Consider the following 17,659-nt stretch of genomic DNA (forward strand, 5'->3'; position numbering starts at 1 on the left):
TATAAAATTGTAAAAAACATGGAGGTGTTCACCTTGCTGAAATATATCGGTAAACGATTCATTTACATGATCATCACGCTGTTTGTGATTGTGACCGCCACATTCTTCTTAATGCAGGCAGCGCCGGGCGGACCATTTTCCGGCGAAAGAAAGCTGCCGCCTGAAATTGAGGCAAACTTAAACGAACACTATGGCCTGGACAAGCCTCTTTTCGTTCAATATGTCAGCTACTTAAAATCTGTGGCGATGTGGGACTTCGGACCTTCTTTTAAATATAAAGGCCAAAGTGTTAATGATTTAATCAATTCAGGCTTCCCCGTCTCATTCACTCTCGGTGCAGAAGCTATTCTCCTCGCTTTAGCGTTCGGTGTGCTTTTCGGGGTGCTTGCTGCCCTGTACCATAATAAATGGCAGGATTATACCATTGCGATTTTAACGATCTTTGGGATCTCAGTTCCGAGCTTTATATTGGCGACGATTTTGCAATATATTTTCTCAATTAAATTAGAACTGTTCCCGGTCGCAGGGTGGGAATCCTGGGCATACACCTTTCTGCCCTCTATTGCGCTCGCTTCCATGCCGATGGCGTTCATTGCCAGACTCTCCCGTTCAAGCATGATTGAAGTGTTAAACAGCGATTACATACGGACTGCAACAGCTAAAGGACTTTCCCGTCCGTCAGTCACCGTGCGCCATGCGCTTCGAAACGCGCTTTTGCCGGTCGTGACATATATGGGGCCGATGGCGGCATCCATTTTAACGGGAAGTTTCATCATTGAATCCATTTTCGGAATTCCCGGTTTAGGCGCGCATTTTGTAAACAGCATTACAAACCGTGATTATACGGTCATTATGGGAGTTACCGTGTTCTTCAGCGTGCTTCTGCTTTTATGCGTATTAATTGTAGACGTGCTGTACGGATTAATCGATCCGAGAATCAAGCTTTCCAAAGCAAAGAAAGGAGCCTAGACCATGCAGAACATTCCTAAAAATATGTTTGAACCAGCTTCAGCTAATGCCGGCGATGCCGAAAAAATAAATAAAAAAAGCCTTTCCCTCTGGAAAGACGCCATGCTCCGCTTCCGCAGCAATAAGCTTGCGATGGTCGGGTTCGTACTGATCGTTCTTATTATTCTGATGGCGATTTTTGCGCCTGTCTTTTCAAGGTATGATTATGCCACTACCAATCTATTAAATGCGGATAAAGCGCCGTCGAAAGATCATTGGTTCGGCACGGATGACCTTGGAAGGGATATATTCGTCCGGACATGGGTGGGCGCGCGGATTTCTATCTTTATCGGTGTTGCAGCTGCCGTGCTTGATTTATTAATCGGCGTAATCTGGGGCAGCATTTCCGGATTCCGCGGCGGACGCACAGATGAAGTGATGATGCGCATCGCCGACATTCTGTGGGCTGTTCCTTCATTATTAATGGTTATTTTGCTGATGGTTGTCCTGCCGAAAGGATTGCTGACCATTATCGTCGCCATGACGATCACGGGCTGGATCAATATGGCGAGGATCGTCCGCGGACAGGTGCTGCAATTAAAGAATCAGGAGTATGTGCTTGCTTCACAGACACTCGGCGCCAAAACCGGCCGGCTTTTGTTTAAGCATATCGTCCCGAACGCGATGGGCTCTATCCTCGTAACGATGACACTGACGGTTCCGACGGCGATTTTTACAGAAGCGTTTTTAAGTTATTTGGGCCTCGGCGTACCTGCGCCGCTTGCGAGCTGGGGAACGATGGCCTCAGACGGATTGCCTGCATTAACCTATTACCCTTGGCGTCTGTTCTTCCCTGCCGGCTTTATCTGCCTGGCGATGTTCGGCTTTAACGTTGTCGGCGACGGGTTAAGAGACGCGCTGGATCCTAAGTTACGCAAATAAGGAGTGATATGAGTGACACGTTTGCTAGAAGTAAAAGACTTAGCCATTTCATTTAAAACATACGGCGGAGAGGTACAGGCAATCCGCGGCGTGAATTTCCATTTGAATAAAGGAGAGACGCTTGCGATCGTGGGGGAGTCAGGTTCCGGAAAAAGTGTGACCTCCCAAGCGATTATGAAGCTGATCCCGATGCCGCCGGGCTACTTTAAAAGAGGACAGATTCTTTTTGACGGACGCGATATCGTGCCGATGTCTGAAAAAGAAATGCAGGCCATCAGGGGAAAGGACATCGGAATGATTTTCCAAGATCCGATGACCTCTCTGAACCCGACGATGAGAGTCGGCAAACAAATTACGGAAGTGCTTTTCAAACATGAAAAAATCTCAAGTGAAGCCGCGAAAAAGCGCGCCATAGAGCTGCTTGATCTCGTCGGAATTCCGATGCCCGAAAAAAGGATCGGCCAATTCCCCCATGAATTTTCAGGCGGGATGAGACAGCGTGTCGTCATCGCGATGGCGCTTGCGGCAAATCCGAAACTGTTAATTGCCGATGAACCGACAACAGCTCTTGATGTGACGATTCAGGCACAGATCCTTGAGCTGATGAAAGATCTGCAAAAGAAAATTGATACGTCTATCATTTTTATCACGCATGATCTCGGCGTTGTCGCCAATGTCGCCGACCGGGTCGCTGTCATGTACGCGGGTCAGGTCGTCGAATCCGGAACGGTGGATGAAATCTTTTATGATCCGCGCCATCCGTATACGTGGGGACTGCTTGCCTCAATGCCTAGCCTGGACAGCACCGATCAGGAAAAACTGACGGCCATCCCGGGCACACCGCCTGATCTGACGAATCCTCCGAAAGGGGATGCATTTGCGCTCCGCAGCTCATATGCGATGAAAATTGACTTTGAACAGGAGCCGCCGATGTATAAAGTGTCTGATACGCATTTTGTGAAATCGTGGCTTCTGCATCCTGATGCGCCTAAGGTCGAGCCGCCTGAAGCGGTGAAGGCTAAAATCCGTCAGCTTCCGAATACGTATCAGCATCCTGTTTTAATGAAGGAAGGTGAAAAAAATGACTGAGAAACTTCTCGAAATCAAACACTTAAAACAGCATTTTTTCACGCAGAAAGGAACGGTAAAAGCCGTAGATGATTTGTCATTTGATATTTATAAAGGCGAAACGCTCGGCCTTGTCGGAGAATCGGGCTGCGGTAAATCAACGACGGGCCGCAGCATTATCCGGCTGTATGAGGCAACCGGCGGGGAAGTTCTCTTTAACGGGGAAAATGTCCACGGGAAAAAATCCCGCAAGAAACTGCTGGAGTTTAACCGGAAAATGCAAATGATTTTCCAGGATCCGTACGCATCTTTAAATCCGAGAATGACAGTCGCCGACATTATTGCCGAGGGAATAGATATTCACCGCCTGGCAAAAACGAAAAAAGAGCGGATGCAGCGGGTTCACGAACTGCTGGAAACGGTCGGTTTAAATAAAGAGCACGCCAACCGCTACCCGCATGAATTTTCGGGCGGACAGCGCCAGCGTATCGGAATCGCCAGAGCGCTGGCGGTTGATCCGGAGTTTATCATCGCGGACGAACCGATTTCGGCGCTTGATGTCTCCATTCAGGCGCAAGTCGTCAATTTAATGAAAGAATTGCAGAAAGAAAAAGGGCTCACTTACCTGTTTATCGCCCATGATTTATCAATGGTCAAATACATCAGCGACCGCATCGGCGTCATGTATTTCGGAAAATTGGTGGAGCTTGCGCCGGCGGATGAGCTTTACGAAAACCCGCTTCACCCATACACGAAATCATTGCTGTCCGCTATCCCGCTCCCTGATCCGGACTATGAAAGAAATCGCACGCGAAAGAAATACGATCCGTCCATTCATCAGCTGCAAGACGGAGAAAAGATGGAATTCAGAGAAGTGAAACCGGGACATTTTGTCATGTGCACAGAAGATGAATTTAAAACCTATCTATAAACGTATCATCCTCCAAGAATCAGTCTTGGAGGATTTTTTTGCGCACATTCAAGTTTATTAAGCCTGCTCCCGTTTTTCTATAATGGAAAAAAAGGGGGAGATCAGTATGAAAACCATTTTGTGCGCCATTTGTGCGGGACTGTTTATCAGTGCAGCCGCTTATCCGGCACACGCCGCTGCGAAAGAGGAGCAGCCGCTTGTAAAAATAGCGCTGGCCGAAAAAGAACTGCCGAAATCAAATGCACGGTTCGCTTATCCGTCAGGGCTGCATTTTTCACATCCTGATAAGGTGCGGGGCATTTACGTCACAGGGCATTCAGCGGGAGGAAGCAAATTCGGAGAGCTGACAGACTTTGTGGACAAAACGGAGCTCAATACAATGGTGATTGATGTCAAGGACGACAACGGAAACCTCACCTTTAAGCCGGACGGCCATTCTGAGTATGCCAAAATCGCCAAGCCGTACATCAAAGACCCAAAAAAGATGATGAAAAAGCTGGAGGAAAAAAAGATCTATCCGATCGCGCGTATTGTCGTATTTAAAGACAGCGAACTCGCGAACAAAAAGCCGGAGTGGTCCTTTAAAGAAAAAAACGGAAGTGTCTGGAAAAACGGCCGCGGCGAATCGTTCGTCAATCCGTTTATGAAAGAAGTATGGGATTACAATGTAAAGATTGCAAAACAAGCCGTAAAGATGGGTTTTCAAGAAATTCAATTTGATTATGTCCGTTTTCCTGAAGGATTTGAAAAACGTGATGACGAACTGACATACGGACACGGCGATTACGGAAAAACAGCAGACAGCAATGTGCAAAAACGCGTTCACGCCGTCACCGATTTTGTCGGTTATGCGAAGAAAAAACTCAAGCCGTACGGCGCGGATGTGTCGGTTGATATTTTCGGCTATTCAGCCACGCTGCCGGAAGCGCCTGGTATCGGCCAGAATTTCAGCAAAATTTCAGAACAGGTCGATGTCATTTCATCCATGATTTATCCGAGCCATTGGACAAGCTATTTCGGCATTGATAAACCGGATCTTGAGCCTTACAATGTCGTCAAAGAATACGCGAAGGTGGAACATAAAAAACTGTCTAAGCTGAAACCCCCGCCTGTATCGCGTCCGTGGCTTCAGGACTTCACGGCATCATATCTCGGCAGCGGAAATTATCAAAAGTACGGAAAACGCCAGGTGGAAGACCAGGTTAGAGCGCTGCATGATGAAGGAATTGACGAATTTTTATTGTGGGACGCGGCAAACCGCTATACCAAAAACGTCGATTACACACCATTTTAAAAAAATTGAAACCATGTTAAAGGATCACACGTCTTAATAGATGTAAGATTGTTTAAACAATCGGAAATGGGGTATATCTAAAAGTGTGAAGACAACGAACCCATAAGGAGCAAATGAATGAACTGGTACGAAAAGCTGAGTGAATATTTTCCGATTGAAGAAATGAAATCAAAAGCGCATATGGAAGCTCTGTTAAAGGAGCAAAGCGATGTTTATCATAAAGAAGAGGGGCAGTACCACGTGCTGATGTATGCGGAATTTGACTCTTTCATCTTTATTGATTACCTGTTTGTGTCAAAGAAATCCAGAGGACAAGGCCTCGGAAGCAAGCTGATCGGCAGGCTGAAAAAGAAAAACAAGCCGATTCTGCTTGAGGTGGAGCCTGTTGACGAGGATGACACGGATACACAGAAACGCTTGCGTTTTTATCAAAGAGAGCATTTCAAGCACGCGCAGTCAATCGGGTATCGGCGCCGGTCATTGGCTACGAATGAAGTGAACAAAATGGAGATTCTGTACTGGTCACCTAAGACGGAATCAGAAGAAGAAATGTTTGAAGCAATGAAACAGACATATGAAAACATTCACACTTATAAAGATGAAAAATGGTACGGAGAATCATACGAAAAAACGGATGAAGTTCTCAAAGTCATTGATGAGAAAAAACGAAAAAACATTTTCGATCAGCTGAGCTAATTGAGAATGGGGAAACATCCGCCAGCCGTAAATTTGCCGGATTGACACATTTTTTTCTCAGGAGACTGTTCACACTTACTTTTTTATAGTATAATACCTATAAAGATTCCTTTTTTAAAGTCATTTCAATTTGAGAATACAAACATGTTCATCCTACTAATTAGAGGAGTGAAGATTAATGGTTACATTATACACATCACCTAGCTGTACGTCATGCAGAAAAGCAAGAGCTTGGCTTGAAGAGCACGAGATTCCGTTTGTAGAGAGAAACATTTTCTCCGAGCCGTTATCAATTGATGAGATCAAGCAGATTCTGCGTATGACTGAAGACGGTACGGATGAAATTATCTCTACCCGTTCTAAAGTATTCCAGAAACTGAACGTAAATGTTGAATCTATGCCGCTTCAAGACTTATATACTTTGATCAATGAGCATCCGGGACTGCTCCGCCGTCCGATCATCATTGATGAAAAACGTCTGCAAGTCGGCTATAACGAAGATGAAATCAGACGATTCCTGCCAAGAAAAGTGCGTTCTTTCCAATTAAGAGAAGCACAGCGTCTTGCCAACTGATATAAGCTTACGATAAGCATGGAAAAAGCCCAAAACCATCGCGGTTTGGGCTTTTTGTTATTTTTCGGTCTGCTGGTAAATCATACTGGCGAGGATAACAAATACGACGGTCAAAATCGGCAGCATCATTTGTATAATGCCGTGTTCTGCCATGAAAAATGACAGCTTGCTGTCTCCGGCAATCATTTCACCGCCGGTAAATGCGAGAAGACCGCTCCCGGCGTACATCAATAAAGGCATTTTGTCCATGGCGGCATGAACGAGCTTGCTGCCCCAAATGATAATCGGCACCGAGATGAAGAGACCGATCACTACAAGTGTCAGCTCACCGTGAGAAGCGCCGGCTACTGCGATGACATTGTCAAGCGACATAAAGATATCAGCCATAACGATTGTGCGGATGGCTTTCCAAAGAGAAGAACTGCTTTTCACATGCTGCGCATCTTTCTTTTCAATCAGAAGCTGATAGCCGAGATACAATAAAAATACCCCGCCTACGCATTGCAAAAAAGGAACATTCAATAAATAGACCGCAGCGCTCGTCAGAACGATTCTCAAGACGACTGCGATAAACGTTCCGAAGATGATCGCTTGCTGTCTTTGTTTATGGGCCAGATTCCGGCTGGCCATCGCGATGACGACGGCATTGTCACCGCCGAGAATAAGGTCAATTCCGATAATGAGCAGAAGGGACAGCAGGTAATCGTGCGGCATGGTAACACCTCGCTTATAGATCGATTGCTTGTACAGCTAATATATGAAGCGGTGCGCTATTTATGATGGGAACCGGGAGAAAGCCTGTTTTTCGGTGTGAAAATGCTTTTTTATTTCTTTTATAACTGTTTTATCATAAAATAGAAATATAAAGAATTTGCGCTGTCTTCTATAAGGTTAAGATGTGGACGGAATGGGTAAAGTGTAGTAAAGTACTATTCATCGGGAGCTTAGATGTCCCTTCAACATCTTATAAAGAAGGGAAGGTTGGCAAAATGGAAATAGAAAGAATTAATGAGCATACTGTAAAATTTTATATGTCTTATGGTGATATTGAAGATCGCGGTTTTGACAGAGAAGAAATCTGGTACAATCGCGAGCGCAGTGAAGAACTGTTCTGGGAAGTCATGGATGAAGTGCATGATGAAGAGGAATTCGCTGTCGAGGGTCCTCTTTGGATTCAGGTTCAGGCATTGGACAAAGGACTGGAAATAATCGTAACAAAAGCCCAGCTTTCCAAGGACGGACAAAAACTCGAACTGCCGATCCCGGAAGATAAAAAACAAGAGCCGGCAGATGAAAATCTCGATGCTTTACTTGATGATTTCCAGAAAGAAGAGCAGGCCGAGAGCCGGGAAGATAAGGAGCAAAAGCTTCAGTTCACTTTGCGGTTCGATGATTTTGAGGATCTCATCTCGCTATCAAAATTGAATCTTAACGGAATTAAAACGACCCTGTATTCGTTTGAAGACCGATATTATTTATATGCAGATTTTTATGAGCAAACTGATGAAGAGGTTGAAAATCAGCTAAGCATCCTGTTGGAGTACGCGCACGAATCATCAGTCAGCATTCACCGTCTTGAAGAATACGGCAAATTGGTGATCGCTGATCATGCGTTATATACAATAAAAAAACACTTTGCATCATAACAAACCGATTTCTCTCAGCAGAAATCGGTTTTTTTTGTTCTGAATGACAGGATGAACGGCTGAAAACCGTATAACGGCTCTCATCCGCAAACAGGATTATATCTTCTTCCTGCTGAATACAACAAGATTCAGGAAAGGAGAAGATGCAACATGTTCAGTGCTGTGACTGCCGACGGACGGCTCATTCAGCTGGCCGGAAGCTATTCAAAGGAAAAAGCGGCGGAGCTGAGAAAGAAACGCTGGTTCTGCCCCGTTTGCAAAAGTGAGCTTGATATCAAACTGGGACGGGAGAAACTGCCGCACTTCGCTCATAAAAAAAGCAGGCTGTGTCCAGGGGAATCCGAACCTGAAAGCGAATACCATCTGGAAGGAAAAAGGCAGCTTTTTCTCTGGCTAAAGACACAAGGGTGCAGCGTCAGCCTGGAACCGTATCTGACTTCCGCCGGACAGCGGCCTGACTTGACGGCGGAAAGCGGAGAAGAGAGGCTGGCTTTTGAATTTCAATGTGCGAACCTTTCGGCGGACTCTTTAAAGAGCCGGACAGCAGGCCTGAAAAACGCCGGGTACCGGCCGGTCTGGATCATCGGAGCAAAACGGTTAAAACGGATGGCCGCGCAATTTTTCCGGCTTTCTGCTTTTCACTGGCAGTTCTTTGAAGTCCATTCATTTTCCTCCTTACTGTTTTACTGCCCCGACGCCCGCTCCTTTTACAGGCTGCATTCCATCACTCCGTTTTACACCGGCTATTCTTATGCCGGCTTAATTACAATCCCTCTTCACAAAGCAAACCTGAAAGACATTTGTCATCCGGAAGGGCGGCACAGCGTCAGACTTCCCTCGTGGGGACGTGCCGTAGCCGGCTTCCGCAACAAAAGCGGGCGGTTTTTATCTGAAGATGCCGGTCTTATCCGGCGTCTTTTTTACGAAAGACATCAGGTCGCATTTCCATTTCTCCCATCTGAAGTGTTTATTCCTGTTTCAGCGGGCTTTGTGTTTGCAAGTCCCGTTTTTGTGTGGCAGGGCCATTTATACTTGCGGCTTGCGGAACTTTCTAAAAAAGGCGCGCCGATCCGATTATCCGGCATGGTTCATGATTTGCGGCAAAAAATCAGGCGTAAGGAGATTCGGATGCGGTATGGTTCACAAGATAGCCTTATCGGAATGGCGGTAAAACAATATGCTGATTTCTTATGCTTGCAGGATTTTTTAAGGGAAATTGAGAATGAAGTATATATGCCCTCATCTCAACGGAAGCTCCCTCAAACGGCAGATGAGCTGCGCCGGCGGGATCTGCTCTTTTTTGGGGAATGAGAATGCTTCATTTCGTTCACCCTAACGTCAAGGTGGTGGCGAATGTGAGGGGCGTACAAGCAGTTTGTTTTCGTTTTTTCACTGTATTATTGGTATGCTCGGTCTTATATGCCGCATATGATTTGACAAAAGGCAGTGAAAAGCCGGAAGATAATCACAACACAAGTTTTTGGAGAAACAATCGTTTTTTCAATTGGCTTGAAGTAAAGAAAACGAGGGGGATCACCATGACTGAGGAAAATAAAGCAGCACAGCTGCCTGACAGAAGTGAAGTAAAGGCAGAGCATACATGGAGACTAGAGGATATTTTTCCTAGTGATGAGGCCTGGAATAAAGAATTTCAAGCAGTTAAAGAATTAATCCCGAATTTATCTTCTTTTAAAGGCACGCTTGCTCATTCGGCTGATAATTTATACGCGGCGCTTACGGCACAGGATGAAGTGACGAACCGCCTTGGGAAACTTTATGCATACGCGCATATGCGCTCAGACCAAGATACGGGAAATTCTTTCTACCAAGGGCTGAACGACAAAGCCGCAAGCCTGTATTCTCAGGCTGCCAGCGCGACTGCTTACATTGAACCGGAAATTCTGGCGATTCAGGAGGACAAGCTGCACCAGTTTATTCTGGAAAAAGAGGAGCTTAAACTTTACTCCCATGCAATTGAAGAAATTACAAAACAGCGTCCGCACGTGCTGAGCGAACAAGAAGAGGCCCTGCTTGCGGAAGCCTCAGAAGCGCTGTCGTCGCCTTCCAATACATTCAGTGTTTTAAATAACGCCGATATTACGTTTCCGTCGATTAAAGATGAAAACGGCAAGGAAACTCAAATCACACACGGCAACTTTATTAATTTCCTGGAAAGCAGCAATCGTGAAGTCCGCAAAAACGCATTTGAAGCCGTATATAAAACATACGGACAGTATAAAAACACGATGGCGACTACACTCAGCGGCACTGTGAAAAAAGATAATTTTTACGCCCGTGTGAAAAAGTATAAATCAGCACGGGAAGCGGCTTTATCCAATAACAGCATCCCTGAAGAAGTTTACGATAACCTTATTAAAACGATCAATAAACATCTTCCGTTATTACACCGTTACATTGACCTGCGGAAAAAGGTTCTCGGCCTTGATGAAGTCCATATTTATGACCTTTACACACCGCTTGTAAAAGATTCGGGAATGAAGGTCACATATGAGGAAGCGAAAGATTATATGCTCAAAGGACTTGCTCCGCTGGGCGAGGAATACGCGTCTATTTTAAAAGAAGGACTTGAAAACCGCTGGGTCGATATATACGAAAATAAAGGAAAACGCAGCGGTGCTTATTCGTCCGGTACATACGGCACGAATCCGTACATCTTGATGAACTGGCATGACAATGTCAATAATCTGTTTACGCTCGTTCACGAGTTCGGCCATTCCGTGCACAGCTACTATACGAGAAAATATCAGCCGTATCCGTACGGTAACTACAGCATTTTTGTCGCTGAAGTCGCTTCAACGACCAATGAAGCGCTGCTCGGTGAATATATGCTGAACAGCTTAAAGGATGAAAAACAGCGTCTGTACCTGCTCAACCATATGCTTGAAGGATTCAGAGGCACAGTGTTCAGACAGACGATGTTCGCTGAATTTGAGCATCTGATTCATACGAAAGCGCAGGAAGGCGAGCCGCTAACGCCTGAACTGCTGAACGAACTTTATTATGATCTGAATAAAAAGTATTTCGGTGACAACATGGTGATTGATAAAGAAATCAGTCTGGAATGGTCAAGAATTCCGCATTTCTATTACAATTATTATGTGTATCAATATGCGACAGGCTACAGTGCGGCCCAAGCGCTGAGCAGCCAGATCTTAAAAGAAGGCAAGCCTGCGGTGGAGCGCTATACCGAATTCTTAAAAGCGGGAAGCTCGGAATATCCGATCGACATACTGAAAAAAGCGGGAGTCGATATGACATCGCCTGAACCGATCGAGGCAGCCTGCAAAATGTTTGAAGAGAAACTGAACGAAATGGAAGAGCTTCTTTCGAAAGTGAACCCTTCGTAATTCAAAAAAGCCTGTGCATAAGATGCGCAGGCTTTTTCTAAAACCCTTTAAACGTTTTTCTGTGATTCAGCCGATACAGGGCAAACAATATGGACAGAAACAGCAGGGGAGATGTAATGTAAATCGGCAGCATGTGCATCATGGCCAGCAGGTTTAAAAAGAAGAAAAACACAATCATTCCGATGATCAATACGGTGCGGAGCATTGATTTCCCTCCTTGTTTTTCATTGATATATTCTATGAAAACAAGCAGTCAGTTATGTTTTGTGACAAAAATATGAACATTAATCTTATGGCTTGTCAAAACTCGACAAGATTTGATATGATAAGGATGTGAAATTGATCACAAACAAACATTACCCCTTTGTTTGACCGTGAAAAATTTCTCCCATCCCCTTTGTTGTCGTTAAGACATATGAAACCGCGCTTATCCCGGCGCGGTTTCTTTATTTGCACAAAAAAAGCCGGCTCCGTAAGGAATCAGCTTTTTTTAATGATCACAACAGGTGACATCCTCCTGGGTGCCGGCCAGAGATTTCCAAAACAGACCGTGCTTTGCTTCCACTCTGGCGACCTTTTTGGCGAATGCCAGTTTTTTCATTTCTTTTTCAACTTCTTCTAGACTCAAATCATAAACGAGTGCGATTTCTTTCGATGCGACAAACCGGAAATATTCAATGAAACATTCCAAAGGCGGCGTTTCAGAAGGCTTCGGTTCATCCCCGAGCATTTCGAATAAGATCTCTTCGTATACGTCATAAGAATAGTTGCCGGGAACCTTCAGCCCTTCATCATCATGCAGGCTGTTAAAGAACGTCAATGTCGGGTTGACGGTGACGTCCATTTCCGCCGCGATTTTCATATCGCACTGAAGCGCTTTTACCGCGCTTTGCGAATGGAGGTCGCGCTTGAATTCTTCAACATCCAATTTCGTCTTTTCGGCAATCTCTAAAAGAACGTCTTCATCCGTAATATTCTGCTTGGAAACAAACAGGCTTTCCTGCATGCTGCGGAGAAACAGAATGCCCGCTTTTCTTCCCTGCAGTTCGGCCGCTTTTAAAGCGAGTGCGGCAAGGTAGGGCGATGAAAGAGGCTGATCCTGCTCAAGCCAAAGGCTTCCGTCACAGGGCATCCCGGAACGGTTCGCAATTTTTTCCCAAGCTTCGGCAAGGAGGTGTTTTTTCCGCTTTTGCTTATTCAGCGATGTAATGCTCGCGGAAACAATGATCCGCAGCGTAAAAAAACGTCCGTATTTGATTTTTAATTTTTTTATGGCGGGCTCCAGCGACCAGCATTCAGGACATAAAGGGTCGACAAACATGTAAATTTCGAGCGGTTTTTTTGGATGTCCGTGGCAATGGGCGAAGTATTGCTCATGCTGATAATTCGTCAATATGATCGATCCTCCGCTTCTGACTGGTTTACCATATGCCTGGCCGTCAGTTCCAGACGCCCGTACAGAAATTCACGAATATCGCCCTCCAGCCCGACCTGATCCATCGCTTTGCTCATACAGCTTAGCCACGCATCAGCCCTCTCGTCCGTAATCGGAAAGGGGAGATGCCTTGCCCTGAGCATGGGATGTCCGTGCTCTTCAGTATAAAGAGGAGGTCCGCCCAAATACTGGGTTAAAAATTGCTTTTGTTTTCTGGCCGTTTCAGTCAAATCACTTGGAAATATCGGCTTCAGCAAGGGATGAGACGAGACACGCTCATAAAAAGTATCAACAAGTTGCGATAGAAGTTCCTCTCCAATCGCTTCATATGGTGCGTTAAACGATTGTCCCATGTTGACTACTCCTTTATATGGCTAATAGGAATCATAATTCCCATTGCGAATTTATCTTTCAGTTTTACTATCTTCAGTTACTGTATATTTTAGCAATAACATTTTATTTCTACAAACAAAGTGCCTTTCTGTCAGGCGCTTGTATTTCATATCATATCACATCGCCTTCATTCATGTGTAAGATTTCACTCCGCAAAAAAACCAGAGGGCGAAGGAAGCCTCTCTGGTTTACGCGTAATACTGTTTGGTTATGTTTTTGACATATTGCTGTGTTTCCTTAAACGGCGGAATGCCTCCGTACCGATCTACGTTGCCGGGGCCTGCGTTGTAGGCGGCTAACGCCAGAGATACATTTCCGTCGTATTTCGTGAGCATCTGCTTTAAGTACTTTGTGCCGCCCTCAGCGTTCTGGACGGGATCAAGCGGGTTTGACACCCCGAGTGATTCTGCCGTGGAAGGCATGAGCTGCATCAGTCCCATTGCCCCCGCACCGCTGACCGCTTTCGGATTAAAGCCTGATTCCTGTTTAATAACCGCGCGGATCAGCTTTTCGTCCACTCCGTATTTTTCGGCCGCTTTCTGAATGGCGCTGTCTATTGAAAAGTTTCCGGTGCTGATATCAGAAGCCGCATCCGGAGACTTTATGCCCGGGGAAGCGGTCTGTGAAGCAGCCGCGGAGCCGGATGAAACGGGAATTCTCGGTGAATATGAAGCGTGAGCGGTCCGCACACCGTTTAAAATTCCTGATTCCGGCTGCTGCCGGACGGCTGTGTCCGTATACTGGCTGAGCAGCGCGCTGAAATTTGCAAGCGGGCTTTCTGAAGATTGTCCGCCTGAAGCCGTGCTTGTATGAGAGATTGATTGCAGCGCCATTGATTGCAGCTGGAGAAGGGCCGCCCAATTCGTGATATTCACTGTGTCATTCCACCTTTTTTTGTTTCTGTTCATAAAAACGCTGGATTTTATTTTTCGTGATCCGCTCTGGGATGCCGAATTGCTTGAGCAATTGTTCAAACGCCCGTTTTCCTTCATCCCAGTCAGCAGCTTCGAATTCCAATTCAAAGTCTTCTTTCTCTAAATATCGGCTGTGATCTAAAATGATTAAGCCTTTTTCTGATTCTTTTTCCGCGCGTGCGGTCGACAGCGTTCCGAAATAGCAAATGTGTTCTGAGTTGATTCCGAGACCTTCCAGCTGACGTTTGACGGGGCCATCCGGAATCTTGAAGACGTCAAGATCAAATGCCGCAAGCTCTTGGTGGGTTTCCAGCAGACCGACCGCGGCAGGCTCTTTTAACGTCAGAACGAACGCGCCGTCTTTTTCTCGGATGCGGAGTGCTGATTTTTTTTGTTTCAGGGAAAAATCTTTCGTGTCGAAATAATGATTGACCTGCTGTTTAAAATCATGTTCTTTCATGCAGAGTGCTTCACTCAGCTTCAGAAATTCTGATTTTGTCAGCAGGTTTTTGAATTCAATTTCTATTTCTTGGGTCATGACAGTCTTCCTTTCAGGACGAAAAATTGTATAATTCCCATTATCTCTTTAGAGGTTACGTTTATCAATATCGACCTTGATATGATAAAATAAATGCTGTACTTTGTTAAAAAAGGAGAACATTATGCAAAAGAGAATTGAAATCCAAAATGCATCATTAACAGAAGACGCGCTCCGCTTGAAGTGCGGAGAGGACTTAAGCGGAGCGGAACGCAAAGCCTCAGGTCAAATGCTTGTTGATTCCGATCACTTTGCTTTTGTATACATACTTGAATCAGCTGACTCTTTTGAATATGTCATTATAAAAGAACATATCTGGCCGGATCTGAAAGAAGCCTTAGACCAAAGAAAACCGGCGGTCCTTGAGGCCGGCGGAAAAACGGTTGAACTTTCAGGGCTGCATGAAGAACTCGATTATCTTCTTGAAAATATTAAAGATAATGCAAACTACGGAGATATGGAAGAAAAAGTGAAAAGCGTATTTCTTTAGAACAGGTTCGGAATTGGGGGATGTACGATGGATGACAAACAATGGGAGCAATTTCTAGCGCCATACCGCCAGGCTGTTGAAGAATTAAAGGTGAAGCTGAAAGGCGTCAGAACCCTTTATGAGTATGAAGATGACCACTCACCGATTGAGTTTGTGACAGGCCGCGTGAAGCCGGTGGCGAGCATACTTGAAAAAGCGAGACGAAAAAGCATACCGCTTCATCAGATTGAAACGATGCAGGATATTGCGGGGCTGCGTATTATGTGCCAATTCGTCGATGATATCCAGATCGTCAAAAATATGCTGTTTGCCAGAAAAGATTTTACCGTTGTCGATAAGCGGGATTACATAGCAGAGCATAAGGAAAGCGGATATCGGTCTTACCACCTTGTCGTTTTATATCCTTTACAAACAACGTCCGGAGAAAAGCACGTTCTTGTGGAAATACAGATTCGGACGCTTGCCATGAACTTTTGGGCAACCATTGAGCATTCACTGAATTACAAATACAGCGGGAACATTCCCGAAAAAGTAAAGCTGAGGCTGCAGCGGGCCTCAGAAGCCGCATCCCGGCTCGATGAAGAAATGTCAGAAATCCGCGGAGAAATCCAGGAAGCCCAAGCCGCGTTCTCGCGAAAGAAAAAAGCGGGAGACCACCAGTAGGAAAGGAGGGGAATGGCATGAAATTTGCCGTTTCTTCAAAAGGAGACGAGGTTTCAGATACACTGAAAAGCAAAATACAGGCGTATTTACTCGATTTTGATATGACCTTGGATGAAAAAGAGCCGGAAATCGTGATTTCCGTCGGCGGTGACGGAACGCTTCTTTACGCATTTCACAGGTACAGCGACCGTCTCGATAAAACGGCGTTTGTCGGAGTTCACACGGGGCATTTGGGTTTTTATGCCGATTGGGTTCCGCAGGAGATAGAAAAGCTCGTTCTGGCCATTGCCAAAACGCCGTATCATACCGTGGAGTATCCCCTTCTTGAGGTGATTGTCACTTATCATGATGAAGAGCGTGAGGAGCGGTATCTGGCTTTGAACGAATGTACGATCAAAAGCATAGAAGGCAGTCTCGTCGCTGACGTGGAAATTAAAGGCCAGCTGTTTGAAACGTTCAGGGGGGACGGTTTATGTCTGTCCACGCCTTCCGGAAGCACGGCTTATAATAAGGCGTTAGGCGGCGCGATCATCCACCCTTCCATCAGAGCGATTCAGCTTGCAGAAATGGCATCCATCAACAACAGAGTGTTCAGGACTGTCGGCTCGCCGCTTTTGCTTCCCGATCATCATAACTGTGTCATCAAACCGAGAAACGACGTCGACTTTCAAGTCACAATTGATCATTTAACCTTGCTGCATAAGGATGTCAAGTCCATTCTATGCCGTGTGGCAAATGAAAAAGTCAGATTTGCAAGATTCCGTCCTTTTCCGTTTTGGAAAAGGGTGCAGGATTCCTTTATCGGAAAAGGCGAATAGAAAGAGGAAACGGATTGGACAACTTTTTTATCCAAAAGAACATGACTGCCCGGGAAGCCGGCATGACGGTAAAAGAATATACGGCGCAGCTCGGCATTTCAAAGCGGCTTCTCGCTGACATTAAATTCGGCGGGGGAGACCTGCTTGTGAACGGAGAGCATGTAACCGTCCGCGCCGTGTTAGCGGAAGGAGACGTGCTTAAGATTGAATTTCCGAAGGAGCATGTGAGTGAAACGCTTTTGCCTGAGCCGGTTCCTCTTGATATTCTTTATGAAGATGACCATGTGCTTGTGGTCAATAAACAGCCGTATGTCTCCTCAATTCCATCAAGAGAACACCCGTCGGAGAGCATCGCTAACGGAGTGATCAGCCACTACCGAAAAAGCGGTGTGCAATCAACGGTTCATCTTGTCACCCGCCTTGACAGGGATACATCGGGGGCGATGCTCATCGCCAAACATCGGCTTTCCCATTCTCTTTTGTCGGCAGCGCAGAAAAAGGGGCTTGTCAGCAGGCGGTATCTCGCTGTCGTACACGGGATCATGCGGCAGAAGGAAGGAACGGTGGACGCGCCCATCGGAAGAAAACACGACAGTATTATTGAGCGGATGGTAACGCCGGAGGGACAACGAGCGGTGACGCATTTTCAAACGGAAAAAGCGGGACATGCGTTTACGCTTGCAGCCCTGCGGTTGGAAACGGGGCGGACGCATCAAATCCGAGTGCACATGAGCTACCTCGGCCATCCGTTAGTCGGTGATACACTGTACGGCGGAAAAAATGAGGGAATTGCGCGGCAGGCTCTTCACAGTGAGCGGCTTTCATTCGTACACCCCATGACCGGAAAAACGCTCGTTTTTCACGCTCCGGTGCCTGACGATATGAAAACATTAATTGAACACATGTAAAGCCCGAACCGTTTGCCGGTTTCGGGCTTTTTT

At 45.9% G+C, this 17,659-nt stretch carries 20 protein-coding genes; 14 read left to right on the plus strand and 6 right to left on the minus strand.

Translation table 11 applies throughout. The annotated features are described in order from the left end of the window. Nucleotides 1–33: 33 nt before the first annotated feature. The 7 genes from NSQ37_RS11235 to spx all read left to right on the plus strand — a co-directional run bounded on the left by NSQ37_RS11235 (nt 34) and on the right by spx (nt 6,453). The gene (locus NSQ37_RS11235; protein WP_015239567.1) at nt 34–969 is read left to right on the plus strand and encodes an ABC transporter permease; all 936 of its coding nucleotides are present in this window, start codon (nt 34–36) and stop codon (nt 967–969) included. Nucleotides 970–972: 3 nt separating this feature from the next. Next, nucleotides 973–1,890 carry an oligopeptide ABC transporter permease OppC gene (gene oppC, locus NSQ37_RS11240; RefSeq protein ID WP_007409113.1) on the plus strand — a complete coding sequence of 306 codons (918 nt, stop codon included), beginning with the start codon at nt 973–975 and terminating at the stop codon, nt 1,888–1,890. Between the two features lie 12 nt (nt 1,891–1,902). After that, entirely contained in the window at nt 1,903–2,979 is a 1,077-nt protein-coding gene (locus tag NSQ37_RS11245) for an ABC transporter ATP-binding protein (protein WP_003155039.1), read from the plus strand. Further along, nucleotides 2,972–3,889: an oligopeptide ABC transporter ATP-binding protein OppF gene (oppF, locus tag NSQ37_RS11250; RefSeq protein ID WP_012117283.1), complete on the plus strand. Its 918-nt coding sequence runs from the start codon at nt 2,972–2,974 to the stop codon at nt 3,887–3,889. The genes NSQ37_RS11245 and oppF overlap by 8 nt, the downstream gene beginning before the upstream one ends. 106 nt (nt 3,890–3,995) lie before the next feature. Further along, nucleotides 3,996–5,183 (plus strand): putative glycoside hydrolase, encoded by a 1,188-nt coding sequence (locus tag NSQ37_RS11255; protein ID WP_032866147.1) that lies wholly within the window; start codon nt 3,996–3,998, stop codon nt 5,181–5,183. Nucleotides 5,184–5,300: 117 nt separating this feature from the next. After that, the gene (locus NSQ37_RS11260) at nt 5,301–5,879 is read left to right on the plus strand and encodes a GNAT family N-acetyltransferase (RefSeq protein ID WP_007409110.1); all 579 of its coding nucleotides are present in this window, start codon (nt 5,301–5,303) and stop codon (nt 5,877–5,879) included. Nucleotides 5,880–6,057: 178 nt separating this feature from the next. Continuing rightward, nucleotides 6,058–6,453 (plus strand): transcriptional regulator Spx, encoded by a 396-nt coding sequence (gene spx, locus NSQ37_RS11265; RefSeq protein WP_003155034.1) that lies wholly within the window; start codon nt 6,058–6,060, stop codon nt 6,451–6,453. A 57-nt stretch (nt 6,454–6,510) separates the two neighbouring features. On the opposite strand, the gene NSQ37_RS11270 is transcribed toward spx, so the two are convergent. Further along, on the minus strand, nt 6,511–7,167 hold the full coding sequence (locus NSQ37_RS11270; protein ID WP_032866146.1) for a TerC family protein: 657 nt from the start codon (nt 7,165–7,167) through the stop codon (nt 6,511–6,513). Between the two features lie 275 nt (nt 7,168–7,442). Between NSQ37_RS11270 and mecA the strand changes: the two genes are divergently transcribed. The 3 genes from mecA to pepF all read left to right on the plus strand — a co-directional run bounded on the left by mecA (nt 7,443) and on the right by pepF (nt 11,467). After that, on the plus strand, nt 7,443–8,099 hold the full coding sequence (gene mecA / locus NSQ37_RS11275; RefSeq protein ID WP_003155032.1) for an adaptor protein MecA: 657 nt from the start codon (nt 7,443–7,445) through the stop codon (nt 8,097–8,099). Between the two features lie 150 nt (nt 8,100–8,249). Continuing rightward, nucleotides 8,250–9,410: a competence protein CoiA family protein gene (locus tag NSQ37_RS11280; RefSeq protein WP_032866145.1), complete on the plus strand. Its 1,161-nt coding sequence runs from the start codon at nt 8,250–8,252 to the stop codon at nt 9,408–9,410. A gap of 227 nt (nt 9,411–9,637) precedes the next feature. Next, complete coding sequence (gene pepF, locus NSQ37_RS11285) at nt 9,638–11,467, plus strand: oligoendopeptidase F (protein ID WP_007409107.1); 1,830 nt, start codon at nt 9,638–9,640, stop codon at nt 11,465–11,467. A 37-nt stretch (nt 11,468–11,504) separates the two neighbouring features. Here the strand turns inward: pepF and NSQ37_RS11290 are convergent, their stop codons facing one another. The 5 genes from NSQ37_RS11290 to NSQ37_RS11310 form a co-directional block, all read right to left on the minus strand. Next, a complete protein-coding gene (locus tag NSQ37_RS11290) occupies nt 11,505–11,672 on the minus strand; it encodes a hypothetical protein (RefSeq protein ID WP_003155026.1) in 168 nt (55 codons plus the stop codon). A 285-nt stretch (nt 11,673–11,957) separates the two neighbouring features. Then, the gene (gene spxH / locus NSQ37_RS11295; RefSeq protein ID WP_003155024.1) at nt 11,958–12,860 is read right to left on the minus strand and encodes a protease adaptor protein SpxH; all 903 of its coding nucleotides are present in this window, start codon (nt 12,858–12,860) and stop codon (nt 11,958–11,960) included. Further along, a complete protein-coding gene (locus NSQ37_RS11300) occupies nt 12,857–13,255 on the minus strand; it encodes a globin domain-containing protein (RefSeq protein ID WP_003155023.1) in 399 nt (132 codons plus the stop codon). The genes spxH and NSQ37_RS11300 overlap by 4 nt, the downstream gene beginning before the upstream one ends. Before the next feature lie 228 nt (nt 13,256–13,483). Beyond that, the gene (locus NSQ37_RS11305) at nt 13,484–14,170 is read right to left on the minus strand and encodes a lytic transglycosylase domain-containing protein (protein WP_007409105.1); all 687 of its coding nucleotides are present in this window, start codon (nt 14,168–14,170) and stop codon (nt 13,484–13,486) included. Nucleotides 14,171–14,174: 4 nt separating this feature from the next. Beyond that, a complete protein-coding gene (locus tag NSQ37_RS11310; protein WP_007409104.1) occupies nt 14,175–14,747 on the minus strand; it encodes a CYTH domain-containing protein in 573 nt (190 codons plus the stop codon). 124 nt (nt 14,748–14,871) lie between these two features. Between NSQ37_RS11310 and NSQ37_RS11315 the strand changes: the two genes are divergently transcribed. Genes NSQ37_RS11315 through NSQ37_RS11330 form a run of 4 tightly spaced genes read left to right on the plus strand, consistent with a single transcriptional unit; the run spans nt 14,872 to nt 17,626 of the window. Beyond that, nucleotides 14,872–15,237: a UPF0738 family protein gene (locus NSQ37_RS11315; RefSeq protein WP_003155020.1), complete on the plus strand. Its 366-nt coding sequence runs from the start codon at nt 14,872–14,874 to the stop codon at nt 15,235–15,237. 27 nt (nt 15,238–15,264) lie between these two features. Continuing rightward, complete coding sequence (gene yjbM, locus NSQ37_RS11320) at nt 15,265–15,900, plus strand: GTP diphosphokinase (RefSeq protein WP_007610625.1); 636 nt, start codon at nt 15,265–15,267, stop codon at nt 15,898–15,900. A 17-nt stretch (nt 15,901–15,917) separates the two neighbouring features. Further along, nucleotides 15,918–16,718, plus strand: a complete 801-nt coding sequence (locus NSQ37_RS11325) for an NAD kinase (RefSeq protein WP_003155018.1) — start codon at nt 15,918–15,920, stop codon at nt 16,716–16,718. 14 nt (nt 16,719–16,732) lie between these two features. Then, on the plus strand, nt 16,733–17,626 hold the full coding sequence (locus NSQ37_RS11330; protein WP_032871192.1) for an RluA family pseudouridine synthase: 894 nt from the start codon (nt 16,733–16,735) through the stop codon (nt 17,624–17,626). The last annotated feature ends 33 nt before the right edge of the window (nt 17,627–17,659 follow it).

The organism is Bacillus sp. FSL P4-0334, from assembly GCF_038004825.1.
GTDB lineage: Bacteria > Bacillota > Bacilli > Bacillales > Bacillaceae > Bacillus > Bacillus velezensis.